This is a genomic window from Sphaerimonospora thailandensis (assembly GCF_016863115.1).
In the GTDB taxonomy this organism is placed as follows: domain Bacteria; phylum Actinomycetota; class Actinomycetes; order Streptosporangiales; family Streptosporangiaceae; genus Sphaerimonospora; species Sphaerimonospora cavernae.
This window is the reverse complement of sequence record NZ_BOOG01000012.1, coordinates 159,906-184,008: the sequence shown is the minus strand read 5'-3', so window position 1 is coordinate 184,008 and position 24,103 is coordinate 159,906. Positions and strand designations below refer to the sequence as shown.

The window sequence follows — 24,103 nt, the reverse complement described above, 5'->3', positions numbered from 1 at the left end:
GGTGATTTTCTGCAAGGTCATGAAGGGGGATGGCGCAGGTCATCGGCCTTCTGTGCAAGCAACTGCAAGATCACGAATGGAGTTTGTGCAGGTCGTCGGCCATCTCTGCGAGTAAGTGCAAGATCACGCGGGGGGTGTGGGCTCTGGTGTTGGCTTGGGCTTGGCACCGTCGACGATCTTGCGCTTGCCGAGCGGGGCGCGCAGCTTCACGGTGGTGGACTTCTTGATGGCGATCGAGATGCACATCGTGTCCTTGGCGGCCGGATCGGTGCCCTCGTAGAGGGTGACGACCACCTTCCTGGCCGTCTCCTTCGTCTTGACGCGGTCGAGCACGGTGCACGGAGCGACCCCCGACCACCAGGTGATCCGCAGTTTCCTGCCGTGGGCGATGGGCTTGACGCTGCGCCATCGCACCTTGTGCGTGCCCAGCGTGCGCCGGTGCGGTTTCACCGGGCCGGCATCCGCGGGGGACGAGGGGCCCACCGCGGGGGCGACCGGGCCGGGCGAGGCCGAGGGCGAGATGCGGCCGGGAGCGCCCAGCGCCCCGGAGGCGGTCGTCACGGTGAGGATGGTGGTGACGACCGCCGCGATGGCCGCACCGGCGACCGTGGTCGTGGTGATGCCGTGGATGGTACGCATACCCCTAAGTACGGAGGCGGCGGCATCGCGGTTCAAGTCGCGGCCCAGTCTGGGTGCGGGGCTCAACTCGCCGCACCGTCGACGATCTTCCGGTCGGCCAGCGGGGCGCGCAACTCGACCTTGGTCGTCTTCTGGATCGCGATGAGAATGCAGACCGCGTCGGGCGAGCGCGGGTCCTGGCCCTCGTAGAGCGTGACGATCACCTTGTCCGCCTGTTCGTCGACCTCGACCCGGTCGAGCACATTGCACGGCTCGACGCCCGACCACCAGACGACGTCAAGCGATCGCCCGTCCCCAGAGGGAGTCGCGCTGACCCACGGCACCTTGTGAGTGTTGAGAGTGTGCCCCACCGGGGTTACGGGGGACGGCGAACCGCTCGGCGCGGCCGTACTGGCCGGCACGCCGACCGGCTCGTCGGGTCCGCTCGACCCGGACCCCGATCCCGACGCCGATGTGGACGAGGGGTCTCCGCAGGCGGCGGCCATGAACAGGAGCGCGACGAGCCAGAAGGTCCTCATATCCCTGAAACGGTTACCGCGTCGGCCGGGTTCACCGATGAGCGACGCGGGAGCCCCCGGCCCGCGAGCCGGCGGGCCGGGTGCTCTGAATGACGGGTGGGACGTCAGCGCTCGCCCGGCACCCAGTCGTCGTGCTGCTGCGGGGCCGCGGACTTGAGCGTCGCGGCCACGGACGGCGGCACCGGGTCGGGGAACGGCGCGCAGTGCGCGTCCGGCCCCGGCCGGCTCGCGGGCAGCGTGCCGTCGGACAGGTACGCCTTCCAGATGTCATCGACGCAGGCGTCGCCGCGACCGGTCAGGCCGTGGTTGCCGCCGCCGTCCATCACCACCAGGCGCGAGGTCGGGAACAGCTTGTGCATCTCGAGACCGCCCTGGTACGGCGTGGCCGCGTCCTTGGTGTCCTGGAAGAACAGCGCGTCCTTGACCGACCGGCCGTCGATCCGCTGCTCGTGCCCGTGCACCGGCCAGAACGCGCACTGGGCGTTGAACCAGGCGTTCCCCCAGCTCAGGAAGGGCGCCGTACGGTACGACCGCGACCAGTCGGCGTGCCAGGTGGTCCAGTCGCGCGGCCAGCGGGCGTCTGAGCACTCGACGGCGGAGTAGACCGCCAGCGTGTTGTCGTCACCGCTGTTGTCGCCGTAGACGCCGAAGGCGCTGAGCAGCGCGTCCGTCTCGCCCGCCGTGGCGTACTTCGCGAGCGCCTCGGCGAGGCGTGGCCAGCGGCTCTTGAGGTAGCCGCCGGCGAGGAACGTGTCGTCGAGTTCGTCCGGCCCGACCTTGCCCCCGGCGGGGGTCGCCTTCAGCTTGGCGCGGGCGGCGTAGTAGGCCTTCTCCACGTCGGCGGCCGTCGTGCCCAGGTGGTAGGTGTCGTCGTACTTGGCGATCCAGGCGAAGAATTCCTTGGCCCGGGCCTCGAAGGCGTGGTTCTGGTCGAGGTTGTGGCCGTACCAGATCCGCTTGGGATTGACGATGCTGTCCAGGACCAGGCGGCGTACGTTGCCCGGGAACAGCGTGGCGTAGGTGGCGCCGAGGTAGGTGCCGTAGGAGTAGCCGACGTAGCTGATCTGCCGCCGGCCGAGCGCCTTGCGGATCTGGTCCATGTCCATGGCCGCGTCGGTCGTAGACATGTGCTTGAGCAGCTCGCCGTACTTCTCGCCGCACGCCGCGGCGTAGCCGCGTGCCCGTTCGGCCCAGGCGAGCTCCTCCGGCGGGTTCGCCGGCACGTAGTCGGGCCGCACGGGGTCGGAGTAGTGCGGGTCGCAACTGAGCGACGGCTCGCTGGCGCCGACGCCGCGCGGGTCGAAGCCGATCAGGTCGTACCGCGCGGCCAGATCGGCGCCTAGCCGCGCCCCCATGACTGCCGGGTAGGCCAGGCCGCTGCCGCCGGGGCCGCCCGGGTTGAACAGCAGGGCGCCCTGGTAGTGGGCCGTGTCGGTGGCCTTCTTGCGCGACACCGCGATCTTGATTTTCTGGCCGCGTGGCCGGTGGTAGTCCATCGGGACCTCGACCATCGCGCACTCGATGCCCGCCGGGAGGTTCTCGCACTGTGCCCATTGGAGAGGGGGCCACTGCGGAGCCGGCGGGGTGTGTTCGGGGGCCCGGGGCGCATCGGCGGTCGCGGGTCCGGCGACCAGTGCTCCACTCAGCCCCAGGCCGGCCGCGGCCAGCGCGATGAGGATCTTCTTCACCTGGTTACCCCTTCAGCGCGGGCGGCTCCTCGTTGGAACCGGCTTACGGCGCCATCGAGCGATCATTCCTGACAGGGGCAGTAAGAGTCGGCAACGACGCCCAGTCGGTTGCGAAACCGCAACTCGAGCACGGTCGCTTCGTCACGTGGGCGGTAAGCTCAATGGGCTCGTCGGCGGGTTCGCCAGGGGGCTCGGCAGGCCGCGAGGAAGATCTCCATGAAGAGGTAGATGCATGATCGCGATTCTCGGGACCGGCAAGATGGGTGAGGCCCTGCTCTCGGGGCTGCTGCGCGCCGGGCTCAGGTCCGAGCAGATCATAGCGACGGCACGTCGGCCGGACCGGGCCGACGCGCTGCGTGAGCGGTACGGCGTGGCGGTGGCGGACAACGCCGAGGCCGCCAAGGGCGCCGAGACGCTCATCCTGGCGGTCAAGCCGCAGGACATGCAGACGCTGCTGGCCGAGATCGCGCCGTACGTGCCGGCCGACCGGCTGGTGATCTCCGTGGCCGCCGGCATCACGACCGGGTTCGTCGAGTCCCGGCTGGAGGGGCAGGTCCCGGTCGTCCGGGTCATGTCCAACACCCCGGTTCTGGTCGACGAGGCCATGAGCGTCATCTCGGCGGGCTCGTACGCGTCAGAGGAGCACCTGAAGCGCACGGAGGCGCTGCTCAGCCCGGTCGGCAAGGTGCTGCGCATCCCGGAATCACAGCAGGACGCGGCCACCGCGCTGTCCGGCAGCGGACCGGCGTACTTCTTCTACCTGGTCGAGGCCATGGTCGACGCGGGCATCCTGCTGGGCATGCCCCGCGCCGCCGCGCTCGACATGGTCACGCAGTCGATCGTCGGCGCGGCGATCATGCTGCGCGACTCGGGTGAGCACCCGGTGATCCTGCGCGAGGCCGTGACCTCGCCCGGTGGCACCACGATCTCCGCCATCGCCGAGCTCGAACGGCACCGCGTGCGCGCGGCGTTCCTCGACGCCATCGAGGCCGCTCGCGACCGCAGCCGCCGGCTCGCCTCCGGCTGACCGGCCAGGCCGTCAGCCGGTCTCCCGGAAAGGCGCTTGACCTTCCCTTTACGATGGGCCGGTGACGTTTCGTCGCGGGCTTCTCCCGTTGCTCGCCGTTCCGATTCTCCTGGTCGCCGGCTGCACCTCCGCTGAGCCGGCCAGAGCGCAGATCGGTACGGTCGCCCGTGCACCGGTCAGTGAGGTCGTCGAGGCGCCGGCGACCGTCGTCGCGCGGGCCGCCGCCACCATGACGGCCCCGGTCTCGGGCACCGTCGCCGCGATATACGTCCAGGACGGCGACACGGTGAAGAAGGGCCAGATCCTGGCGCGGATCAGCTCACCTCAGGCGCGAGAGCATCTCGCCGAGGCCAAGAAGGCCGACAGGAAGGCAGCCCGGCCGATCTCCATGGCCGGGGTGCCCGGCGGGTCCGGCCTGCCGTCGGGCCCCGGGGCGGCAGCCGTGAGCCTGCCGAGCCTGAACCTGACCGCCACGTCCCTGGACTCGCAGGTCGCACAGGGCTTCGCCAGGGCCAGGAAGGCGGCGAAGGCGATAGACGACCCCGCGATCAGGGCCGCCCTGCTGTCCGCGATCGACGAGGCGCAGGCGCGGCAGCGGGACCAGCGGCGGGCGCTCGATCAGGTGGTCGCGAGCCTCAACCGGTCGCTCAACCAGGCGCTCTCACAGGTGACCGGCCGGCTGACCACGCAGCTGACCGGCCAGTTGCGGTCGGGCCTGAGTGGGCTGACGGCGTCCATGTCGTCCCTGCAGGAGGCCTCGCGGTCGCAGACCAGGGCCGCCGTGCTGGCCGCCAGGCGGACCGTGGACGCCCTGGTCGTCAGGGCGCCGTTCGCTGGAGTGGTCACGCTCGGGGGTCCCTCCTCCGGCGGCGCGTCGGGCCTCGGCGGCCTGGGCGCGCTCGGCGGCGCGGGCAGCCTCGGCGGCCTGGGTGACCTGGGCGCGCTCAGCGGTCGGCTGACGGCTCCCGGCAGCGGCCGGTCGAGCGGTGTCATCGCGGCCGGGGTGCCGGTCGCCGCGGGGGACGCCATCGTCACGGTGACCGATGTCTCCACGCTCACGCTCTCGGCCGACGTCGACGAGACCGACGTGCTGCTCGTGAAGAAGGGGACCCCGGCCCAGGCCGAGTTCGATGCGGTGACCGGCGCGAGCTACCCCGCCACGGTGGTGGGCGTCGGCATTTCACCCAAGCAGGGGGCGACCGGCGGCGTCAGCTATCCCGTACGGCTCGAACTCGGCGAGGGCGCCTACGACGGCGGCGGCGCGGCCCCCGCGCCCAAACCGGGGATGAGCGCGGTGGTGCGGCTCACCGTGCGGCAGTCCCCCGACGCGGTGGCCGTACCCGCTTCGGCGGTCGTGACCAGCGGGCGGGACGCCATCGTCTGGGCGGTGCGCGACGGCAGGGCCGAGCGCCGCGTGGTCAGGCTGGGCGCGCAGGGCGACGCGGTCGTGGAGATCCTCGCCGGGGTGTCGCCGGGCGAGCGCGTCGTGGTCAGGGCCGCGGACACCATCCGCCCCGGCCAGCCCCTCCCATGACCGCCGCACGGCCGGCGCCGCCGGCGTTCGAGGCCGTGGACCTCGTCCGCTCCTATCCGCTCGACGGCGGCGTCCGCGTCGACGCGCTGCGCGGGGTCACCCTGTGCATCGACCAGGGGGAGTTCGTGGCGATCGTGGGGCCGTCTGGGTCGGGGAAGTCCACGCTCATGCATCTCCTCGGCTGCCTCGACCGGCCGACGTCCGGCGTGCTCCGGGTGGGCGGGGTGGACGTGTCCACCCTCGACGACACCCGGCTGGCCGAGCTGCGCAACCGGGCGATCGGCTTCGTCTTCCAGTCCTTCCACCTGCTGGCCCGCACCTCGGCGCTGGACAACGTCGCACTTCCCCTGGTCTACCGGGGCGTACCGAGACCGGAGCGGCGGGCGCGGGCGAGGGCCGCGCTGGAGGCGGTCGGGCTCGGTCACCGGCTCGGGCATCGCCCGTCCCAGATGTCCGGCGGCGAGCAGCAGCGGGTGGCCATCGCGCGGGCCCTGGTCGGCGATCCCGAGGTGCTGCTCGCCGACGAGCCGACCGGCAACCTCGACTCGCGCAACGGCGAGGAGGTGATGGGCCTGCTGGAACGGCTCAACGTCGACGGCGGCGTCGCGGTGGTGCTGGTGACCCACGATCAGGGAGTCGCGGCGCGGGCCCGCCGCCAGATCCACGTCCGCGACGGGCTCGTGGAGTTCGACACGGCCGCCGCCCGTACGGCCCGGCGGAACATGCGGAGCGAATGGAACGAACGGAACGAACAGAACGAACGACACCGAGGAAACCAGCGGGACGGTGACCCGCGGTGAGGACGGCCGAAGCGCTCCGGATGGCGCTGGAGGCACTCCGGGTCAACCGGTTGCGCACCATGCTCACCATGCTCGGCGTGATCATCGGTGTGCTGGCGGTGGTGATCCTGGTGGCGATCGGCACCGGGGCCAAGAACGCGGTCGAGAAGGAGATCGCCGGACTGGGCAGCAACATCATCCTGGTGGTGCCCGGCCAGGTGGGGCTGGGCGCCGTGCCGACGCAGAGCCGCCTCGACCTGGCCGACGTGGCCTATCTGAGGCGCGTCGTCGGCGACCCGTCGAAGGTGACGGTCGCCGTGAACTCCGGCGAGCCCGTCCGGATGGGGCGCATCGAGGTGTTCGCCACGATCACCGGCACCGACGAGTACATGCCCGGCATCTTCGAACGGCCGTTGCACCGCGGGCGCTACCTGAGCGGGACCGATGTCGACACCCGTCGCCGGGTGGCCGTCCTGGGCGCTGAGGTGGCCAGGAAGCTGTTCGGCGACGTGGACCCGGTCGGCCGTCAGGTGGCGATCGCCGGGGTGCGGTTCCGGGTGGTCGGGGTTTATGAGACGGTCGGCTCCACCTTCGGCGTCGCCAGGGACCAGGAGGTGCACGTCCCGGTCACCACGGCGCAGCGGCTGATCGGGCTCGACCGGATCAACGGCGTCGCGGTCGGCGCCTCCGGTCCCGACGAGATCGAGCCGCTGCGCGGCCGGGTGGTGGCCGCGCTGGAGGCCCGCTACCCGGATGAGAAGTTCTCCGCCGTCACCCAGACGCAGCTCCTCGGCACGATCGGCACGGTCCTCGGCATGCTCACCGGGGTGCTGGCCGCCATCGCCGGCATCTCGCTGCTGGTCGGCGGGGTCGGGGTGTCCAACATCATGCTCGTCGGAGTGCGGGAGCGCACCAAGGAGATCGGTCTGCGCAAGGCCCTCGGCGCCCGTCAGCGGGACATACTCGGGCAGTTCCTCATCGAGGCCGTGCTGCTGACGACGATCGGCGGCACGATCGGCATCGTCCTCGGCGTGGGCGGGGCGCTGCTGATCGGGGCGGTCACGCCGGTGCCGGCCGCGATCACCTGGTGGTCGATCGTCCTCGCCTTCGGGGTCTCGGCGGTGGTCGGCGTCTTCTTCGGGGTCGCGCCGGCCCGGCGGGCGGGCCGGCTCGACCCGGTGGTCGCCCTGCGCAGCGAATGACCGCGATACGGTCGTGGTCATGAGTCAGGCGGTACGCGTCATCTGGGATGACGCCCTGGTTTCCTACGATTTCGGTCCCGGTCATCCACTCGCACCGGTGCGCGTCGAGCTCACCATGGCCCTCGCCCGCGATCTGGGCGTGCTGGACGGCGCCGAAATGGGCGGTTGCGTCCCGGCTACGGACGACGAGCTGGCACTCGTGCACAAACGGGACTACATCGAGGCGGTCAAGGCGGTCTCCAGGAGCGGCCGTCCCGACCTGCGCCACGGGCTGGGCACGGACGACAACCCCGCCTTCGTCGGCGTGCATGAGGCGGCGGCCCTGGTGACCGGGGCGACCCTGGCTGCGGCACGCGCGGTGTGGCGCGGCGAGGCCGAGCACGCCGTCAACGTGGCGGGCGGCCTGCACCACGCGATGGCGGCCACGGCGAGCGGGTTCTGCGTCTACAACGACCCGGCCGTGGCGATCGCCTGGCTGCTGTCCCAGGGCGCCTCCAGGGTCGCCTACGTGGACGTCGACGTCCACCACGGCGACGGCGTCCAGGCGATGTTCTACGACGATCCGCGGGTGCTCACGATCAGCTTGCACGAGAGCCCGCGCACGCTCTTCCCGGGAACGGGCTTTCCGCAGGAGACGGGCGCCGAGGGGGCGGAGGGCAGCGCGGTCAACGTGGCGCTGCCCGCCGGTTGCGGTGACGCGGGCTGGCTGCGGGCCTTCCACGCCGTCGTGCCGCCGCTGCTGCGCGAGTTCGCGCCGGAGGTGCTGGTGACGCAGCAGGGCTGCGACAGCCACGCGCTCGATCCGCTCGCCAACCTCATGCTGAGCGTGGACGGCCAGCGTACGGCTTACGCGGCGCTGCACGGGCTGGCCCATGAGACCGCGGGCGGACGGTGGATCGCCGTGGGCGGCGGAGGTTACGAACTCGTGCGGGTCGTGCCGCGGGCGTGGACGCATCTGATCGCGGAGGCGGTCGGCACCCCCGTCGACCCGCGGACGCCGACTCCGGGAAGCTGGCGTGCCCTGGTCGAGGAGCGGCTGGAGGAGACGGCGCCGCTGACGATGACCGACGGGCGGGACGCGTCCTGGCGCGAGATCTCCGAGGGATACGACCCGGCGGACGCGACCGATCGGGCGATCATGGCGACCAGGAACGCGGTCTTCCCGCTCCACGGCCTGGATCCGATGCCCTGAACGCCTTTCGGGCATCCCAAATCAGGGTATCTCGTAGCCACTTTCCGATCCCTCGCCCCACCGTTTGCCAACTTTTCGGTGTTCCTGGGAGAGGCTGAAGGGTAAGGCGTTGGTCTGTTCCAGCATTGTGATGTGAGGGGCGGGGCGGCTGCTGCCAGCGATTTTCCCCATTTTGCCGAAGCGGGGCCGCAAAATGGGGGGTTTGCCTACTCGGAGTCCCGACTTACGCTGACAGCAGTACACGTGCGTGAGCGATGGCACCAGTGGGGATAACCCGGAAACACGTGCGGAAGAGGCGTCCGATGGGTGCAGGCGAAAGACCTCTCAGCGAGGTGAAGTTTCTGACGGTGGCAGAGGTGGCCACTGTCATGCGGGTGTCCAAGATGACGGTGTACCGGCTCGTGCACTCGGGCGAGTTGCCGGCCATCAGGGTCGGCCGTTCCTTCAGAGTGCCGGAGCAGGCGGTGCACGACTACTTGAGGGACGCGTTCATCGAAGCCGGATGAGGCGGCCCGCTGATCAGCGGCCACGCGGGGTCCCTGGGGAGCGATCTACCGCGGATCGCCGGTAGGCTGTTGAGCCGGTGTGCGCTCGCGCGCCGGTTTCGACATCCGCCACCTTCACCTGGGGGTCCCGTGGGCTCTGTGATCAAGAAGCGCCGCAAGCGCATGGCCAAGAAGAAGCACCGCAAGCTGCTCAAGAAGACGCGCATCCAGCGGCGTAACAAGAAGTAGCCGGACGGAGCGCGCACCTGCCATGCGAGGCGTCGATGGCCCATAACGTGCTCGTCACCGGGGTCTCCCGCCATATCGGCCGGCGAGTGGCGAGCGCTCTCGCCGCGGACCCGGACGTCGACCGTGTGATCGGCGTCGACACGGTGCCGCCCTCCTCCCTGTCCCGGGATGACGGCACGCCGCCGCTCGGCCGTACCGAATTCGTCCGCGTCGACCTGCGCAGCCCTGACGTGGTGCGGGTCATCTCGGCGGCGGACGTCGACACCGTGGTGCATCTGAGCCTGGTGAGCGGTCCGGCCAAGAGCCGCTCAGCCGTCAAGGAGCACAACGTCATCGGCACCATGCAGTTATTGGCGGCGTGCCAGCGATCGGAGACGGTGCGCAGGGTGGTGGTGCGCTCGACCACGGCCGTGTACGGCTCGTCGCCGAACGCCCCGGCCGTGTTCAGTGAGGACACCGAGCCGGCCGAGGCGTCGCACCACGGTTACGAGAAGGACGCGGTCGAGGTCGAGGCGAGCGTCCGGGGCTTCTCCCGGCGGCGGCCGGACGTGGTGACCACCACGTTGCGGTTCGCCGCCCTGATGGGTCCCGGTGTCGATTCGCCGTTGACGCGGTACTTCTCGCAGCCTGTGCTGCCCTCCGTGTTCGGCTTCGACCCGCGGTTGCAGTTCGTTCATGAGGACGACGCGGTCGAGGTGCTCGGCCGCGTGGCGCGGCAGGACCACCCGGGCGTGTTCAACGTGGCCGGCGACGGCGTGCTGCTCCTGTCCCAGTGCGCTCGGCGGGCGGGCCGGCCGGTGGTGCCGGTGCCGTCCCCGGCGCTGCGGATTCTCGGCTTCTCGTCGGAACAGCTCTCGCTGCTGACGCACGGACGGGTCGTGGACGCCGGTCGGCTCGCCGCCGAGCTCGGCCGGCGGCCGAAGTTCGGTACGGCCGCCGCGTTCGAAGACTTCCTGGCGGTACGGCGATGAGCGAGCCGACGGGCCCCGAGACGAGCCGGGATGCGGGCGAGGCGATGACCGAGCTGTTCGCGTTCCTGCGGCGCAGGATCTCGGGAGATTACGAGATCGACGAGTTCGGTTTCGATCCGGAATTTCACGACAAGGTGCTGCTTGAGCTGCTGCGGCCGCTCTACCGGCACTGGTTCCGGGTGGAGACCCTCGGTCTGGAGAACGTGCCCGTGGACTCGGGTGCCCTCGTCGTGGCCAATCACTCCGGCACGCTGCCGCTCGACGCGCTGATGCTGCAGGTCGCGTCGCACGACGAGGCGGGCCGCGCGGTCCGGTTGCTGGGCGCGCACCTGGTCTACCAGCTTCCCGTGCTGGGACATCTGGCCCGCAAGGGCGGACACACGCTGGCCTGCCCGGAGGACGCCGACCGGCTGCTGCGCAAGGGAGAGCTGGTCGGGGTGTTCCCCGAGGGCTTCAAGGGCATCGGCAAGCCGTTCTCGGAGCGTTATCGGCTCCAGCGGTTCGGCCGGGGCGGCTTCGTCACCTCGGCGATCCGGGCCGGCGTGCCGATCGTTCCCTGCTCGATCGTGGGGGCGGAGGAGATCTATCCCAAGATCGGCGAGGTTCCGGTGCTGGCCAGGATGCTCGGCCTGCCGTACCTGCCGATCACTCCGTTCTTCCCCTGGCTCGGCCTGTTCGGGCTGGTTCCGCTGCCGTCGAAGTGGCTGATCGAGTTCGGCGAGCCGATCCGCACCGACGAGTTCGACCCGGAGCAGGCCGACGATCCGGCCGTGATCTTCGAGCTGACCGATCACATCCGGGAAACCATGCAACAGCGGCTCAATGACGTCCGTCTCCGCCGCGGCCCCGCATTCCAGCCGTTCTGACCGTTCGGGCTGTGTCGTTCTCGTCATGAGCGGCGGGAGCCGGGGCCGGGCTGGAGCGGGGAGATCAGACCATCGAGCGGTAGTGCTTGCGCAGGGCGATGCCGGCCGCCACGCCTCCCGCGATCGCGCCGGCGGTCGCGGCGATGGGCAGACCGACCATCGTGACCTTGCGGCCGGTCCGGAAGTCGCGGGTGTCCCAGCCGTGCTCCCTGGCGTGTTCGCGCAGCTCGCTGTCGGGGTTGATCGCATGCGGGTGCCCGACCAGCGATAGCATCGGCAGGTCGTTGGCCGAGTCGCTGTAGGCCGAGCAGCGGGACAGGTCGAGTCCCTCGCGGCGGGCCAGCGCCCGGATGGCCTCGGCCTTGGCCGGCCCGTGGAGCAGGTCGCCGACGAGCCTGCCGGTATAGGCGCCGCCGGAGGTCTCCGCCACCGTGCCGAGAGCCCCGGTCAGGCCGAGTCGCTGGGCGATCACCCGGGCCAGCTCGATCGGGGTGGCGGTAACCAGCCACACCCGCTGTCCGGCGTCCAGGTGCCCCTGGGCCAGGGCCCGGGTGCCGGCCCAGACCCGGTCGGCCATCACCTCGTCGTAGATCTCCTCGCCCAGCCGTACGACGTCGTCGACCTTCAGGCCGGCCACGAACGCGAGCGCCATCTCCTTGGCCTTGGCGATGTGCTCAGGGTTCTCGTTGCCCCGGATCCGAAACCACGCCTGGCCGAGGGCGAACTTGGTGAGATCCCTGGTGGTGAACAGGCCCCGCGCGGCCAGGCCGCGGGCGAAGTGGTAGATCGAGGCGCCGCGCATCATCGTGTTGTCGACGTCGAAGAACGCGGCCGCCGTGGGGTCGGGCTCGACCGCCGGGGCCGCGATGACCGCTGCGGCAGCCACCTCACCGGCCATTTCCGCCGCCTCCCGCCGTCGCAATAGCCGCCTCATGGCTCATCAGCTTAACCGCCGGGAGCGCGTGCGCGACGTGAGCGTGAGCGGCGGGTGCCGTGTCACTGGCCGGGAGCCGCGAAGGAGTCGATATAGCTCAGGTACTGCTGCGCTTTGTCGCGATTTTTCCGGTCGAGCTTCGGCAGCAGCGGCTCCACCAATGTGCGCTGCTGACGTGCGAAGCGGCGGGCCTCGCCGGTCGTCTGGCTGTCGCGCACGACGTGGCTCAGGGCGGCCCTCGTCGTGGTGTCCATGTCGTCGAGGGTCTCCTCGATCAGCCGGCGCCGTTCCGGCGAGGACTCCCGCGGAGCGGGCTCGTCGAGGAGGCATGCCGTCTCCGCCGCCCGCAGATGTGCCGCCGCCATCTCCCGCCGGGCGAGGTCCTCATCGTCGTACGCCAGGGACAGCAGCGTCGACTCGGCCCCCCGTTTGAGCGGATAGAGCAGGTCACCCGGTACAGAGTTATGCGTCTTGACACCGGTGGCGAACATGCCGACCATCAGCAGCGCGAACACCAGGATCGGGCCGAGCGCCGAGCGACGGCGGGCCGCGCGGCGCCGGTGCCGGCGCCGGATCGCCTTCGGGGCGGCGGCGACCTGCCGCGCCCTCTCGGTGGCGTGCTCCCGAAGCAACTCCGCGCGCAGGCGGGCATGGAACTCCGGGCTCGGGCCGGGAATCGCGCCGAGATCGGCGACGCGTGCCGCGACCCGGCGCGAGTTCTTCCACCGGCCCATGACGCTCCCCGCCGTCCCCCGCTTGATCATCGACCCCTACACTTGCCCAACGAGGTGAAACCGATGGAGTTACGGCAGGTTGTGCTAATCGAGATCCTTCGGTAGCGCGCGGGCCAGTGACTTGATCGCGCGGAACTGCAGTGCCTTGATCGCCCCGCTCTTCTTGCCCATGATCAGTGCGGTCTCGGCGAGCGACATCCCGTGCAGGAACCGTAGGATCACGCACTCCTGCTGCTCCGCGCCGAGCTGCTTGATCGCCTGCATCACGCGTTCGTTGACCATGTTCGCGACAACGGCGTTCTCGGGGATGTGCGGGCCGTCGAGGGGCGTGTCGAACACCTCGGCCGTGGTCACCTCCAGGCGGTTGCGGCCCGACTTGTAGTGGTCGGTGACAAGATTGCGGGCGATCGTCACCAGCCAGGCCCCGAAGTCGCGGCCCTGCCAGGTGAAGTCGGTGATGCCGCGCAACGCGCGCAGGAACGTCTCGCTGGTGAGGTCCTCGGCGAGGGCGTGACCGCCCACCCGAAAGTAGACATATCTGTAGACCAGGTCGAGGTATCGGTCATAGAGCATGCCGAACGCCTCGCTGTCGCCCGTCTTGGCGCGCAGCACCAGCGCCCGCATTTCGTCACGATCGTGCTCGTGCTCGCGGGTGATGCGGCGGGCGGTGGCTGGTGGGGACAGCCCGGCCAACGGCCACGTGTTCGGCATCCGGTGTCCCTTGGGGGGGAAGGGGAGTCGGCGTGCTCGAACACTCTACCCGTACAGGGCCGGGCACCGGCTACCGATGAGAAGGGATTGTCCGGCAGCATGGGGTCCACCATGGAACTCGTTGTCGCTCTCCTCGCGTTCGCCGGCGCCCTGCTCGCCGGGATAACGACCGGTGTGCTCGTCAATCGTCTTCGCGGCGAGCCCGCGGGCTGGCTGATCGCCTGGAGCATCACCACGGGCGCGCTGACCCTGTCGCTCGGTGCGATCGGCATCGGTCACCTCGCCGGTTTCGGGGGGCCGACCTTCCGGGCGCTCCAGATCACCGGATCGCTGCTGGCACCGCTGTGGCTCGCGGTGGGCGTGATGCAACTGCTGGCCGAGAAGGCGTCGGCCCGTTTCGCGGGGTGGCTGATCGGCGTCTCCATCACCGTGGTCGGGTCGGTGATCATGCTGTTCGACCCCCTCGCCGGACAGTTCACCAAGCGGCTTCCCGACGGTCCGGCGCACTGGGACCTCTGGCCCGAGTGGCTGCTGCGCGGAGTACACGGGCTCGTGATCCTGATGCTGCTGATCTCGCTGGCGATCGCCATGCTGAGTTGGCGCGACGGAGACGACTACGACGTCGACAACATGAACGCGACGGTCGTGCTCGCTCCGGCGGGCATGGCGCTGTCGGCCGCGCTGGAACTCACGCTCCCCGGGATCGTGATCGTGGCTCTCATGGCCGCGGCCGCCGGCGGGATCTGGTACGCCGTGGCCCGGCCGCTCGCGCCGTACGACGACGAGGATGATGATGAGGACGACGACGGCTACGACGCCGCGGAAGGGCGAAGCGCCGCTACTCGGCCATCCACCGCGGCCCGCTCAGCCCGCTCAAGCAGGGGGCAGGTGAGCGCTTCGGCGGATTCCCAGGCGGGAGGTGCGATCCCGCCGCGCCGCTCCGGTCTGGGCGACCTCGTCGCGGAATATCGGGCCGGTGAGCAGAGCGAGGTCGACTACGCCGCCAGGATGCGACAGCACCGGGACGATTTTCCCCCCAGGCGGCCGCAGGGCGATTTCCCTCCCCCTCCGGACTTCGATCCCCGGCAGCCCCGGCCGGACGACTTCGGCGGTCCCGCCACGGGCCAGATTATGGTCTCGCCCGAGTACGGACCCGAGTACGGGCCCGAGTACGGCATGCCGGTCGGGGCGCCGCCGGTTCCCGAGGCCGCGCCGATCCCCGAGGAGCTCGCGGCGAACTTCGGGGTCGGTTTCGGCGGGGCAGCGGCCAGGCAGCGCGCGACCGGGTCGCACGCGGCGGGACAGCATGCGGCGGGACAGCATGCGGCGGGACAGCATGCGACAGGGCAGGCGGCCAAACACGGCGACCGCACGGTGCGCCCGGCGCCCGGCATCTACGGGCTGCTGACGGTGTTCACGCTGCTGGACGGCTCGGGAGAGGCGTTCGACAAGCTGGCGGAGGAGACGGTCGAGGCGGTGCGGCGTAACGAGCCGGACACGCTGGTCTTCGTCTGCCACGCGGTCAAGTCGGCACCGCTCCAGCGCATCGTCTATGAGCTTTACCGGGATGAAGTCGGCTACACAGAGCACCAGCGCCAGCCGCACATGGAGCGCTTCGTCACAGAACGGCAGCCGCTGGTGCTGGCGGCGAACGTCATCGAACTCTCCGTCAACGCGGCCAAGGTCGTCCCGCTCCCGACCGCGCTCTTCTAGAGTGCGTTCTTCGCGGGCTTCGCGGCCTCAACGGGACAGCGCGGCGCGCAGGCGGGCCTCGTCGATGTGCCAGTAGCCCTGCTGCACACCGTCGACCAGGAGGACGGGGATCATCTCCCAGTACTTTGCGAAGTCCTCGGGGGACCGGGTGATGTCGCGCTCCTCCCAGCTCACCCCGAGATCGCCGGCCACGCGTTCGACCACCGCGCGGGCTTCCTCGCACAGGTGGCACCCGGGTTTCCCGAGCAACATGATCCGCGCCATGTTCCCAGCTTATTCGGGCGAAGAGCACGGGGCGAGTTCGCGATCGAGCGTCCGGCCTGGGACAGTGGAGACACAGGCCCGACTTTGTGCATGCCTTCACAAAGGCACTAATCTGATGTCCAATCGCCTTCACCCCTTGGAGTTCCGGCACGTGACCCGCCGTATCCCGCAAGCACGCGACCGCGGTATCCCCGACGCCACCGTGGCGAGGCTGCCGCTGTACCTGCGCGCGCTCAATGGGCTGGCCGAGCGGGGGACTCCGACGGTCAGCTCGGAGGATCTCGCGGCGGCCGCCGGGGTGAACTCGGCCAAACTCCGCAAGGACCTGTCCCACCTCGGCTCGTACGGCACCCGGGGAGTGGGCTACGACGTCCAGTATCTGATCTACCAGATCTCCCGTGAGCTGGGTCTCACCCAGGACTGGGCCGTGGCCATCGTCGGGGTGGGTAACCTCGGGCGAGCCCTCGCCAACTATGGCGGGTTCGTGTCCAGGGGGTTCAGGATCGCGGGCCTGCTCGACGGGGACCCGCAGGTGGTGGGCGACCGTATCGCGGGGTTGACCGTCGAGCACGCCGACGAGCTGGAAACCGTGATCAAAAGGCGTGGGGTGTCGATTGTGGTGATCGCGACTCCGGCGAGCGCGGCCCAGCAGGTCTGTGACCGGGTCATCGAGGCGGGGGTGACGAGCATCCTGAACTTCGCTCCGGTCGTCCTGTCCGTACCCGATGGAGTGGATGTCCGAAAAGTCGATTTATCGATCGAGTTGCAGATCCTGGCGTTCCACGAGCAGCGCAAAGCGGACGGGGTGGTCATGTGAGTGAGCGATCGAACGGAGCGAACTCATGAGTCTCCTGGCCGTCGGCCTCAGTCATCGCACGACCCCGGTGGCGCTGCTCGAGCGCGTCACGGTGAGCGGCGACGCGCTCGTCAAGCTGCTGCACGACGTGCGGCAGGACGAGAACGTCGCCGAGGCCCTCGTCGTGTCCACGTGCAACCGGGTGGAGGTCTACGCGGCCGTCGACCGCTTCCACGGCGGCGTGACGGCGGTGACGAACCTGCTGGCCGTGCACTCCGGCCTGCCGACCGGGCAGCTCGCCGACCACCTCTACGTGCACTACCAGGAGCGCGCGGTCCAGCACCTGTTCTCCGTCGCCTGTGGGCTCGACTCCATGGTCGTCGGCGAGGGGCAGATCCTCGGTCAGATCCGCTCGGCGCTGCGGCTGGCCCAGGACGAGGGCACCGCCGGGACCATACTCAACGAACTCGCCCAGCACGCGCTGCGCGTCGGTAAGCGGGCCCACGCCGAGACCGGCATCGACCAGGCCGGGGCCTCGCTGGTCGGGGTGGGCCTGACCCTCGCCGAGCGGGTCATCGGCCCGATCGCGGGCAGACGTGCCCTGGTCGTCGGCGCGGGTTCGATGAGCTCGCTGGCGGCCGCGACCCTGTCCCGGGCCGGCGTCACCGACATCGTCATCGCCAACCGCACCTTCGAGCGCGCCGTACGGCTCGCCGGGATCGTCGGCGGGCGGGCCGTGGAGTCGGCGGCGGTCCAGGCCGAGCTGGCCAGGGCCGACCTGGTCATCTCCTGTGTGGGGGCGGGTCACCGGTCGATCACCGTCGAAATGGTGGAGACCGCGATGCGGGGCCGCCACGACGCGCTGTTCCTGCTCGACCTGGCGCTGCCGCACGACGTGGATCCCGGTGTGCGGGCGCTCCCGGAGGTGACGCTGGTCGACCTGGAGTCGATGCAGCGGTCCGGGCTGGGCTCCGACGACCCGTCCGAGGCAGTGACCGACGGCGGGCGAGGCCGGGCCATCGGCGATGTCCGGCGCATCATCGCGGAGGAGGCCGCGGCCTACCTGGACGCCGAACGGGCCTCCGTGGTGACGCCGACCGTGATAGCGCTGCGCAGCATGGCCGCGGGCGTGGTCGAGGCCGAGATCGGCCGGCTGATGTCGCGGCTGCCCGAGCTCGACGGGCGGGTGCGCGACGAGGTCACCCAGACCGTGCGCAGGGTGGTGGACAAGCTGCTGCACGAGCCGACTGTGCGGATCAAGAAACTGGCCGCTTCGCCGGGGGGCGATCAGTACGCGGAGGCGCTTCGCGAGCTGTTCGACCTCGACCCGGCGGCTCCGGAGGCCGTTTCCAGGATGGAGGCAGACCAATGAGCGGTGACGCCGCCCTGCGGATGGGCACCCGCAAGAGCGTGATGGCGACCACCCAGTCCGGGCGCGTCGGCGACCGCCTGACCGCACGCACCGGCCGAGCCGTACAACTGGTGGGCGTCACGACGTTCGGCGACGTCTCGCGGGCCCACCTGACCCAGCTCGGCGGGACCGGCGTCTTCGTGAGCGAACTGCGCAACAAGCTGATCGACGGCGAGATCGACTTCGCCGTCCACTCGCTGAAGGACCTGCCCACGACCCCGGACGAGCGGATCGCCCTGGCCGCGATCACCGTGCGGGACGACCCGCGGGACGCACTCGTCAGCAAAGCCAAGTTCGCCGACCTGCCCGCCGGGGCGCGGATCGGCACCGGCTCGCCGCGCCGGGTCTCCCAGCTCCGCATGCTCAGACCGGACCTGGAGTACGTCCCCATCAGGGGGAACGGGGACACCCGCATCGGCAAGGTCACCTCCGGCGAGCTGGACGGCGTGGTCATGGCCGCCGCCGGGCTGGGCCGTCTCGGCCGGGACTCCGACATCTCGCAGGTGTTCGAGGTGGACGAGGTGCTGCCCGCCCCCGGGCAGGGCGCCCTCGCCGTCGAGTGCCTGGCGAGCCGCACCGATCTCATCGAGTTGCTGAACGTCCTCGACGACCCGCACACGCGGGCGGCGGTGACGGCAGAGCGCTCGGTGCTCGCCGCCCTCGAGGCCGGATGCTCGGCGCCGGTAGGTGCCTTCGCCTCCGGTGACGGGCACATTCTCAATCTGACCGCGGCCGTCGTCGCCGTCGACGGCCTCCGGTCCGTGCGCAAGTCCACCTCCGGACCTTCTCCGGCGGCCATGGAGCTGGGTCGCGACCTCGCGGCCGCCATGATCGCGGAAGGGGCCGGCACGTTGATGGGGGAGCAGGCCCATTGAGCCCCGCTATTGACCACAGTCCACAGTCCCGGTCCGGGTTCGTCGCGTTCGTCGGCGCCGGCCCGGGTGACGAGAACCTCCTCACGCTGCGTGGTGCCGACCTGCTGAGCAAGGCGGACGTCGTCGTCCTGGACCGCGGGGCGTACGGCTCTCTGCTGCGCCACTGCCGGAAGGGCGTCGAGGTCGTGGAGACGACGGACGTCTCGGCGCACCCGGCGGAGAACTCCGTGTCATTGAAGATCCTTCAGGAGGCCAGGGCCGGACGGACCGTCGTACGGCTGTGCCCCGGCGACCCGTCGTTCTTCTCCTCGGTGACCGAGGAGGTCGCGGCGTGCGGCAAGGCCGACGTCGAGTTCGAGGTCGTTCCCGGCGTCACGCCGGCGACGGCCGTGCCGGCCTACGCGGGCATCCCGCCGGCCGCCGCCGTCCCGGAGTTCCGGGTCGTCGACGCCGCCCAGGTGGACGACTGGGCCGCGCACGCGACCTGTGCCGGCACACTCGTGATCTACAACGGCGTGGCGGAAGCCGTACCGATCGGCAAGGCGCTGATCGCGGCGGGGATGCCGGACACCACGCCGGTGGCGGTCACCAGTGACGGCACGACCATCGAGCAGTACACCGTGGTCTCCACGCTCGGCCGCCTGGGCCCCGACCTCAAGCACGCCGGAATGACCGAGCCCGCGTTGATCACCATTGGGGAGAACGTCGCCCAGCGGGAACGCATGTCCTGGTTCGAGACCAAGCCGCTGTTCGGCTGGCGGGTGCTGGTGCCGCGCACCAAGGAGCAGGCCCAGGGGCTGTCGGATCAGCTGCGTTCATACGGCGCGGTGCCCGAGGAGGTGCCGACGATCTCCGTCGAGCCGCCGCGCACCCCGCAGCAGATGGATCGGGCGATCAAGGGTCTGGTCAACGGCCGCTACGAGTGGGTCGCCTTCACCAGCGCCAACGCGGTGAAGGCGGTGCGGGAGAAGTTCGAGGAGTACAGCCTCGACGCGCGGGCGTTCTCCGGGCTCAAGGTCGCGGCGGTGGGCGAGGCCACCGCCCGGGCGCTGGTGGAGTTCGGCGTGCGGCCCGACCTGATGCCGGCGGGCGAGCAGTCGTCGGAGGGGCTGCTGGCCGAGTGGCCGCCGTACGACTCGATGCTGGACCCCATCAACCGCGTCCTGCTGCCCCGGGCGGACATCGCGACCGAGGCGCTCGTCGCCGGGCTCACCGATCTCGGCTGGGAGTGCGACGACATCACGGCCTACCGGACCGTGCGCGCGGCGCCCCCACCCGCGCCGATCCGGGAGGCGATCAAGGGCGGCGGGTTCGACGCGGTGCTGTTCACCTCGTCGTCGACCGTACGGAACCTCGTCGGCATCGCCGGCAAACCGCACAATGTCACCGTCATCGCGGTGATCGGCCCGCAGACGGCGAAGACCGCCGAGGAGTTCGGCCTGCGGGTCGACGTCATGTCGGAGAAACCGTCGGCTTCCACCCTCGCCGCCGCCCTGGCGGACTATGGTGCCAAGATGCGGCACGCGGCCGTCACGGCGGGAGAGGTGCCGCGCCGGCCGTCCCAGATGCGCAGAGGCGCCCGCCGCAGGGTGAGGTGAGACCACAGTGAACGCGCGTTTTCCGCAGGTTCGCCCGCGGCGGCTGCGCCGTACCGAGGCTATGCGCCGCATGGTCGCGGGGACGCGGCCGCACCCGGCCGATCTGATCCTGCCGGTGTTCGTCAAGGAGGGCATCGTCGAGCCGCAGCCGGTGGCGTCGATGCCGGGTGTCGTTCAGCACACCCGCGAGTCGCTGCGCAAGGCGGCCCATGAGGCGGCCGAGGCGGGTGTCGGCGGCATCATGCTGTTCGGCATCCCGGCGCACAAGGACGCGCGCGGCTCGGCCGCCGACGATCCGGACGGGATCGTGCAGGTCGCGCTGCGGGATATCGCCGGCGAGGTGGGCGACTCGCTCGTCGTGATGACCGACACCTGCCTGGACGAGTACACCGATCACGGGCACTGCGGCCTGCTGACCGACACCGGGGAGGTGGACAACGACGCCACCCTGGAACGTTACGCGGCGGCGGCGGTCGCCCAGGCGGCCGCGGGCGCCCAGATGGTCGCGCCGAGCGGCATGATGGACGGCCAGGTCGCGGCCATCCGGGCGGCGCTGGACGCGAACGGCTTCGCCGACATCCCGATCATGGCCTACTCGGCGAAGTACGCCTCCGCCTTCTACGGACCGTTCCGGGACGCGGCGGAGTGCGCGCCCCAGTTCGGCGACCGCGCGGCCTACCAGCAGGATCCGGCGGGGCCGGTCGGCGAGGCGCTGCGCGAGGTGCGGCTCGACCTCGCCGAGGGCGCGGACGCGGTGATGGTCAAGCCCGCGCTGGCCTACCTCGACGTCCTCCGCCAGGTGCGCGACCTGGTCGACGTTCCGGTCGCGGCCTACCAGGTCAGCGGCGAGTACGCGATGGTCGAGGCGGCGGCGGCGAACGGCTGGATCGACCGCGAGCGGATCATCATGGAGTCGCTGGTCGCGATCCGCCGCGCCGGAGCCGACCTGATCCTGACCTACTGGGCGACCGAGGTGGCGCGCCGACTATCCTGACTGGTCAACAGTGCATTGTGGGGAGGAGCGCCATGGTGGGGGTGCCGCTGGCCCGGCGCGCGAAACGGCGTCCGCACCGGGCGCCACGCAAGATCACGGCAGTGTTGGAATACGCCCAGCTCGGTTGGGCGAGTTGTCCCGGCGCCCATCCGCTGACCGAGGGCGGCAGGGCCTGCTCGTGTGACCGGGTCGGCTGTCCCGATCCAGGCAGGCATCCGCTGTCGCCCGCCTGGCAGGTGCAGGCCACGACGGACGCCACGCTGCTCACGCGATGGTGGCGGCAGGAGCCCGAGGCCAACGTGATCCTGCCGACCGGCCGGGTGTTCGACGTGTTCGACGTACCCGTCGCCGTGGGATCCGCCACGCTGGCCGCGATGGACGCCGCCGGCTTCGAGACGGGCCCGGTCGCCGAGAACGGCGACCGGGTTCTTTTTTACGTGGCCACCCGGGGAGCCCCCGAGGATGAGGACGAGTGGTGGTCGTGCCACCTCGACGCGGGGCCCGCGACCATCGACGCCACCCCGAGTCTGCGCTGGCACTGCCGGGACAGCTACGTCCTCGCGCCGCCCTCGACGCTGCCCGACGACGACGCCGTGCGGTGGATCCGGCCGCCCGACGGCCGTCCCCTCCCCGACCCGCTGCGCGTCCTCGACCTGCTCGCCGACTTCTGCGAGTGAGTATTGCCGGGTGTCAGCCCGTTACCCTTTCCAATGGGCGACGTGCCAGATGGCAAAGTTCTCACCTTCAGGGATGTCGGACCAGGCGATGAAGTCACCTGCCGTGCGGGCCGAGCTGAAACCCACCTCGGTGTGAATGTGCCAGATCTTTCCTTGCTTGCGATCGAAGACGTACTCGCCCCCGTCATTGGCGCTGCCGTCGCCCCAGGCGACCAGGCGGTCGGTGACGTCGAGGCTCATGGTCGGCGCGCCGAAGTGGTGCATTGTGATCGTGGTCGCGGTGTTGTCGGTCGGCTCCCAGAGGAAGAGCGTGGACGTGCGCTTCTCTCCGGCTGAGACCACCCAGGCCAATCGCCCGGAAGGCGTCGCCTTCAAGACGGTGACCGTCTGCTCTCCTTGCATCGTGCCGGAGAGCACCGGGTCGTGCTTTCCCTCCGGTGATCTTCGCCAGATCTCATACCGGCCCTCCGGAACCTGGGGCGCGATTTCATTGGTCCGCACATAGTACAGATCGTCGCCCACGACGGCCGGGAGCTTGGCGTTTTCTGCGACGACCGTCATTCCGCCCTCACCATCCGGTCGGCTGGTGATGATTTTGGTCCCGAACGGTCGCTTGTCCTCGCCGATAGGGTAGGCGGTGGCCCAGAAGATCTGGTGTTTTCCCACGACCAGTGAGGTGCCGCCGGCCGCTTCCGGAATATCGGTGGTTCCGGCGATCTTTGTGGAATCGCCGAGCACGTTGGTGCTGTGGTCGGCGGCGTTGTAGGCGACCACTCTCCAGTCCAGGGGGAAGGGCCAACTCGTGCTCTCGGTCTCCGACCAGGCGGTTATGGGTCCGTTGGTGTTGAGGCTGTCGATCTGCCGCTGCCGATCGGCGCCGATCCTGACCGAACCCGGAAAAGGACGGTAACCTTCCCTGCTGTAGAGACCCAAAGTCTTCGGAGGTATGAGGATTTTTCCGTTTTCGGCCTGATCCTTTCCGCCGACATCAACCACCAGGGAGCCATCTGGCCTCAGCATGCGAATGCTGGTGTACGTGCCATCGGCCAGACGACTCGATGTGGTGAATATTTCTTTGTGCTGCACTCCGCCAGTCGCTTTCTGGGCGTCTTTCGTGTCCAGCGCGGACAGCACGCGGAAGGAGTTGGTCTCCTTCCGCGGCTGTGCCGACGCGGGTGACCCAGATGACTGTACGGGCGGCCGCGCGGTTTCACTGGACCTCTGCCCTGGGCCGGCACTGCAAGCGGTAAGCGATACTAAGGCGACAAGCAACGTCGACCCCGAGATCCAGAAGGTGCGCATCTTAGTAGGCTATCCCGTTGCTCTTGAGGAACTGAGCGAAGCCACTGGCACTGTAGGTGAAAGTGGCCTTGACGCCATTCGAACTCCAGAGGTTGGTCGACGGATCGGCCCACTTGACGGTGTCGCCGTTCCCGGTGTAGCCGTAGGCGGTGATCCAGTGCCCGATAGTCCTGTTAGGGTGGTTGTTGTAGTGGGCGCCACCCTGGAACTCGACGGTGTCGGCGGCAAGCGGCATGCCGTTGGAGCCGATGCTGTTCTTGATTGCAGCCTTGAATACCGACAGGCTGGGGGAGTTCACCTGCACATAGTAATTGGTGCCGCGCCACTTGTTGATCCCTGTGACGAAGAGTTTCGAACCCCAGTCGGTGACCTTGTTGATCGAGGTCCGCATGTGTGAGGCATTGCCCAGATTGGTCTGGCCGAACGACTCACCGGTGGCCTTGCTCCGGATTCCGCCGTCCGCCATCTTGATCATCATGGTACCGGTGGCGGGCCCACAGAAATAGCCGTTGATCTGCGGGGCATGGGTCAGGGACAGGGTTCTGCTGGAGGGGGCGGCCAGAGCGGAGACGTCGTTGGACAGGGTTCTGGTCGGCAACGGCAAGTCGTAAGACGTGTGGTACTTCTGTTCCGCTGCCAGGTAGTCGCTGGCCGGAATCTCTCCCTTAACTGCCTTCTCCCATGCCATGGTCAGCGCCATCTTGTCGCGCGCCTGCTGGGTGTCCGGCACGATGGGAGTCTCAGCCGAGGGGACGCTGCTGCCGGTCCAGTTTCCAGAGATTCCGTTCGTCGGCCTGTCCTGGTTACGGTCGACATTGATGATCTCACCGTCTGGGGTGACTGACTCGGGGTCGCTGGTGCTGGCGAGTGCGACGGTCGGTGAGAGAACTGTCACGGCAAGTGCCGCTGCGGTGGCCAGAGCCATTGGCCTTTTGTGCATGCTC

The 24,103-nt window shown here is 69.8% G+C and carries 25 protein-coding genes; 16 read left to right on the top strand and 9 right to left on the bottom strand.

Features of this window, described 5'->3' with window-relative positions; translation table 11 throughout:
• Positions 1 to 123: 123 nt before the first annotated feature.
• The 3 genes from Mth01_RS07075 to Mth01_RS07065 form a co-directional block, all read right to left on the bottom strand.
• Positions 124 to 639 carry a hypothetical protein gene (locus Mth01_RS07075; RefSeq protein WP_239089435.1) on the bottom strand — a complete coding sequence of 172 codons (516 nt, stop codon included), beginning with the start codon at positions 637 to 639 and terminating at the stop codon, positions 124 to 126.
• 62 nt (positions 640 to 701) lie between these two features.
• Positions 702 to 1,157, bottom strand: coding sequence for a hypothetical protein (locus Mth01_RS07070; protein WP_239089434.1), 456 nt, complete (start codon positions 1,155 to 1,157; stop codon positions 702 to 704).
• A gap of 104 nt (positions 1,158 to 1,261) precedes the next feature.
• A complete protein-coding gene (locus Mth01_RS07065) occupies positions 1,262 to 2,845 on the bottom strand; it encodes an alpha/beta hydrolase (RefSeq protein ID WP_204013260.1) in 1,584 nt (527 codons plus the stop codon).
• Positions 2,846 to 3,077: 232 nt separating this feature from the next.
• Here Mth01_RS07065 and proC point away from each other — a divergent pair, with 232 nt between their 5' ends.
• The 9 genes from proC to Mth01_RS07020 all read left to right on the top strand — a co-directional run bounded on the left by proC (position 3,078) and on the right by Mth01_RS07020 (position 11,150).
• The gene (gene proC / locus Mth01_RS07060) at positions 3,078 to 3,872 is read left to right on the top strand and encodes a pyrroline-5-carboxylate reductase (RefSeq protein WP_204013258.1); all 795 of its coding nucleotides are present in this window, start codon (positions 3,078 to 3,080) and stop codon (positions 3,870 to 3,872) included.
• Positions 3,873 to 3,933: 61 nt separating this feature from the next.
• Positions 3,934 to 5,406 (top strand): efflux RND transporter periplasmic adaptor subunit, encoded by a 1,473-nt coding sequence (locus Mth01_RS07055; protein ID WP_204013256.1) that lies wholly within the window; start codon positions 3,934 to 3,936, stop codon positions 5,404 to 5,406.
• Entirely contained in the window at positions 5,403 to 6,206 is an 804-nt protein-coding gene (locus tag Mth01_RS07050; RefSeq protein ID WP_204013254.1) for an ABC transporter ATP-binding protein, read from the top strand. The genes Mth01_RS07055 and Mth01_RS07050 overlap by 4 nt, the downstream gene beginning before the upstream one ends.
• Positions 6,203 to 7,387, top strand: a complete 1,185-nt coding sequence (locus Mth01_RS07045; RefSeq protein WP_204013251.1) for an ABC transporter permease — start codon at positions 6,203 to 6,205, stop codon at positions 7,385 to 7,387. Before Mth01_RS07050 ends, Mth01_RS07045 begins: the two co-directional genes overlap by 4 nt.
• A gap of 19 nt (positions 7,388 to 7,406) precedes the next feature.
• Positions 7,407 to 8,579: an acetoin utilization protein AcuC gene (locus Mth01_RS07040; protein WP_204013248.1), complete on the top strand. Its 1,173-nt coding sequence runs from the start codon at positions 7,407 to 7,409 to the stop codon at positions 8,577 to 8,579.
• 302 nt (positions 8,580 to 8,881) lie between these two features.
• Entirely contained in the window at positions 8,882 to 9,085 is a 204-nt protein-coding gene (locus tag Mth01_RS07035) for a helix-turn-helix domain-containing protein (protein WP_030456159.1), read from the top strand.
• Positions 9,086 to 9,214: 129 nt separating this feature from the next.
• Positions 9,215 to 9,313, top strand: coding sequence for a 30S ribosomal protein bS22 (locus Mth01_RS07030; RefSeq protein WP_018654693.1), 99 nt, complete (start codon positions 9,215 to 9,217; stop codon positions 9,311 to 9,313).
• A 35-nt stretch (positions 9,314 to 9,348) separates the two neighbouring features.
• Positions 9,349 to 10,284 carry an NAD-dependent epimerase/dehydratase family protein gene (locus Mth01_RS07025; protein WP_204013246.1) on the top strand — a complete coding sequence of 312 codons (936 nt, stop codon included), beginning with the start codon at positions 9,349 to 9,351 and terminating at the stop codon, positions 10,282 to 10,284.
• Positions 10,281 to 11,150 (top strand): lysophospholipid acyltransferase family protein, encoded by an 870-nt coding sequence (locus tag Mth01_RS07020; RefSeq protein WP_204013244.1) that lies wholly within the window; start codon positions 10,281 to 10,283, stop codon positions 11,148 to 11,150. Before Mth01_RS07025 ends, Mth01_RS07020 begins: the two co-directional genes overlap by 4 nt.
• A gap of 64 nt (positions 11,151 to 11,214) precedes the next feature.
• Here the strand turns inward: Mth01_RS07020 and Mth01_RS07015 are convergent, their stop codons facing one another.
• From Mth01_RS07015 to Mth01_RS07005, 3 genes are all read right to left on the bottom strand, one after another.
• Positions 11,215 to 12,048: an HAD family hydrolase gene (locus Mth01_RS07015; RefSeq protein WP_239089433.1), complete on the bottom strand. Its 834-nt coding sequence runs from the start codon at positions 12,046 to 12,048 to the stop codon at positions 11,215 to 11,217.
• Between the two features lie 98 nt (positions 12,049 to 12,146).
• Positions 12,147 to 12,848 (bottom strand): hypothetical protein, encoded by a 702-nt coding sequence (locus Mth01_RS07010; protein WP_204013240.1) that lies wholly within the window; start codon positions 12,846 to 12,848, stop codon positions 12,147 to 12,149.
• A gap of 54 nt (positions 12,849 to 12,902) precedes the next feature.
• Positions 12,903 to 13,529: a sigma-70 family RNA polymerase sigma factor gene (locus Mth01_RS07005; RefSeq protein ID WP_204013238.1), complete on the bottom strand. Its 627-nt coding sequence runs from the start codon at positions 13,527 to 13,529 to the stop codon at positions 12,903 to 12,905.
• A 111-nt stretch (positions 13,530 to 13,640) separates the two neighbouring features.
• On the opposite strand from Mth01_RS07005, the gene Mth01_RS07000 reads away from it, so the two are divergent.
• On the top strand, positions 13,641 to 15,242 hold the full coding sequence (locus Mth01_RS07000; RefSeq protein WP_204013236.1) for an antibiotic biosynthesis monooxygenase: 1,602 nt from the start codon (positions 13,641 to 13,643) through the stop codon (positions 15,240 to 15,242).
• Positions 15,243 to 15,269: 27 nt separating this feature from the next.
• Here the strand turns inward: Mth01_RS07000 and Mth01_RS06995 are convergent, their stop codons facing one another.
• Positions 15,270 to 15,506, bottom strand: a complete 237-nt coding sequence (locus Mth01_RS06995) for a glutaredoxin family protein (RefSeq protein WP_204013234.1) — start codon at positions 15,504 to 15,506, stop codon at positions 15,270 to 15,272.
• A 115-nt stretch (positions 15,507 to 15,621) separates the two neighbouring features.
• Between Mth01_RS06995 and Mth01_RS06990 the strand changes: the two genes are divergently transcribed.
• The 6 genes from Mth01_RS06990 to Mth01_RS06965 are packed head-to-tail and all read left to right on the top strand — an operon-like array spanning position 15,622 to position 21,857.
• Positions 15,622 to 16,323, top strand: a complete 702-nt coding sequence (locus Mth01_RS06990; RefSeq protein ID WP_204013231.1) for a redox-sensing transcriptional repressor Rex — start codon at positions 15,622 to 15,624, stop codon at positions 16,321 to 16,323.
• Between the two features lie 25 nt (positions 16,324 to 16,348).
• Positions 16,349 to 17,674: a glutamyl-tRNA reductase gene (locus Mth01_RS06985; RefSeq protein ID WP_204013228.1), complete on the top strand. Its 1,326-nt coding sequence runs from the start codon at positions 16,349 to 16,351 to the stop codon at positions 17,672 to 17,674.
• Positions 17,671 to 18,588 carry a hydroxymethylbilane synthase gene (gene hemC, locus Mth01_RS06980; RefSeq protein WP_204013225.1) on the top strand — a complete coding sequence of 306 codons (918 nt, stop codon included), beginning with the start codon at positions 17,671 to 17,673 and terminating at the stop codon, positions 18,586 to 18,588. The genes Mth01_RS06985 and hemC overlap by 4 nt, the downstream gene beginning before the upstream one ends.
• Positions 18,585 to 20,186: a bifunctional uroporphyrinogen-III C-methyltransferase/uroporphyrinogen-III synthase gene (locus Mth01_RS06975; RefSeq protein WP_204013221.1), complete on the top strand. Its 1,602-nt coding sequence runs from the start codon at positions 18,585 to 18,587 to the stop codon at positions 20,184 to 20,186. Before hemC ends, Mth01_RS06975 begins: the two co-directional genes overlap by 4 nt.
• Positions 20,187 to 20,193: 7 nt before the next feature.
• On the top strand, positions 20,194 to 21,180 hold the full coding sequence (gene hemB, locus Mth01_RS06970; protein WP_204013218.1) for a porphobilinogen synthase: 987 nt from the start codon (positions 20,194 to 20,196) through the stop codon (positions 21,178 to 21,180).
• A gap of 32 nt (positions 21,181 to 21,212) precedes the next feature.
• The gene (locus Mth01_RS06965; RefSeq protein WP_204013215.1) at positions 21,213 to 21,857 is read left to right on the top strand and encodes a bifunctional DNA primase/polymerase; all 645 of its coding nucleotides are present in this window, start codon (positions 21,213 to 21,215) and stop codon (positions 21,855 to 21,857) included.
• 21 nt (positions 21,858 to 21,878) lie between these two features.
• Here Mth01_RS06965 and Mth01_RS06960 read toward each other — a convergent pair whose 3' ends face one another.
• Both Mth01_RS06960 and Mth01_RS06955 read right to left on the bottom strand, forming a co-directional pair.
• Positions 21,879 to 22,991 carry a hypothetical protein gene (locus Mth01_RS06960; RefSeq protein WP_204013212.1) on the bottom strand — a complete coding sequence of 371 codons (1,113 nt, stop codon included), beginning with the start codon at positions 22,989 to 22,991 and terminating at the stop codon, positions 21,879 to 21,881.
• A 169-nt stretch (positions 22,992 to 23,160) separates the two neighbouring features.
• The gene (locus tag Mth01_RS06955) at positions 23,161 to 24,084 is read right to left on the bottom strand and encodes a C39 family peptidase (protein ID WP_204013209.1); all 924 of its coding nucleotides are present in this window, start codon (positions 24,082 to 24,084) and stop codon (positions 23,161 to 23,163) included.
• Positions 24,085 to 24,103: the final 19 nt, after the last annotated feature.

Bases quoted from the DNA above. Each gene is read 5' to 3' on its own strand.
- Mth01_RS07050 (WP_204013254.1), top strand. From the start codon at position 5,403: ATGACCGCCGCACGGCCGGCGCCGCCGGCGTTCGAGGCCGTGGACCTC.
- Mth01_RS06990 (WP_204013231.1), top strand. From the start codon at position 15,622: ATGTCCAATCGCCTTCACCCCTTGGAGTTCCGGCACGTGACCCGCCGT.
- Mth01_RS07040 (WP_204013248.1), top strand. From the start codon at position 7,407: ATGAGTCAGGCGGTACGCGTCATCTGGGATGACGCCCTGGTTTCCTAC.
- Mth01_RS06985 (WP_204013228.1), top strand. From the start codon at position 16,349: ATGAGTCTCCTGGCCGTCGGCCTCAGTCATCGCACGACCCCGGTGGCG.
- Mth01_RS07005 (WP_204013238.1), bottom strand. From the start codon at position 13,529: ATGCCGAACACGTGGCCGTTGGCCGGGCTGTCCCCACCAGCCACCGCC.
- Mth01_RS07015 (WP_239089433.1), bottom strand. From the start codon at position 12,048: ATGGCCGGTGAGGTGGCTGCCGCAGCGGTCATCGCGGCCCCGGCGGTC.
- hemC (WP_204013225.1), top strand. From the start codon at position 17,671: ATGAGCGGTGACGCCGCCCTGCGGATGGGCACCCGCAAGAGCGTGATG.
- Mth01_RS07010 (WP_204013240.1), bottom strand. From the start codon at position 12,848: ATGATCAAGCGGGGGACGGCGGGGAGCGTCATGGGCCGGTGGAAGAAC.
- Mth01_RS07000 (WP_204013236.1), top strand. From the start codon at position 13,641: ATGGAACTCGTTGTCGCTCTCCTCGCGTTCGCCGGCGCCCTGCTCGCC.
- Mth01_RS07070 (WP_239089434.1), bottom strand. From the start codon at position 1,157: ATGAGGACCTTCTGGCTCGTCGCGCTCCTGTTCATGGCCGCCGCCTGC.
- Mth01_RS06965 (WP_204013215.1), top strand. From the start codon at position 21,213: ATGGTGGGGGTGCCGCTGGCCCGGCGCGCGAAACGGCGTCCGCACCGG.
- Mth01_RS06995 (WP_204013234.1), bottom strand. From the start codon at position 15,506: ATGGCGCGGATCATGTTGCTCGGGAAACCCGGGTGCCACCTGTGCGAG.
- Mth01_RS07075 (WP_239089435.1), bottom strand. From the start codon at position 639: ATGCGTACCATCCACGGCATCACCACGACCACGGTCGCCGGTGCGGCC.
- proC (WP_204013258.1), top strand. From the start codon at position 3,078: ATGATCGCGATTCTCGGGACCGGCAAGATGGGTGAGGCCCTGCTCTCG.
- Mth01_RS06955 (WP_204013209.1), bottom strand. From the start codon at position 24,084: ATGGCTCTGGCCACCGCAGCGGCACTTGCCGTGACAGTTCTCTCACCG.
- Mth01_RS07020 (WP_204013244.1), top strand. From the start codon at position 10,281: ATGAGCGAGCCGACGGGCCCCGAGACGAGCCGGGATGCGGGCGAGGCG.
- Mth01_RS07025 (WP_204013246.1), top strand. From the start codon at position 9,349: ATGGCCCATAACGTGCTCGTCACCGGGGTCTCCCGCCATATCGGCCGG.
- Mth01_RS07035 (WP_030456159.1), top strand. From the start codon at position 8,882: ATGGGTGCAGGCGAAAGACCTCTCAGCGAGGTGAAGTTTCTGACGGTG.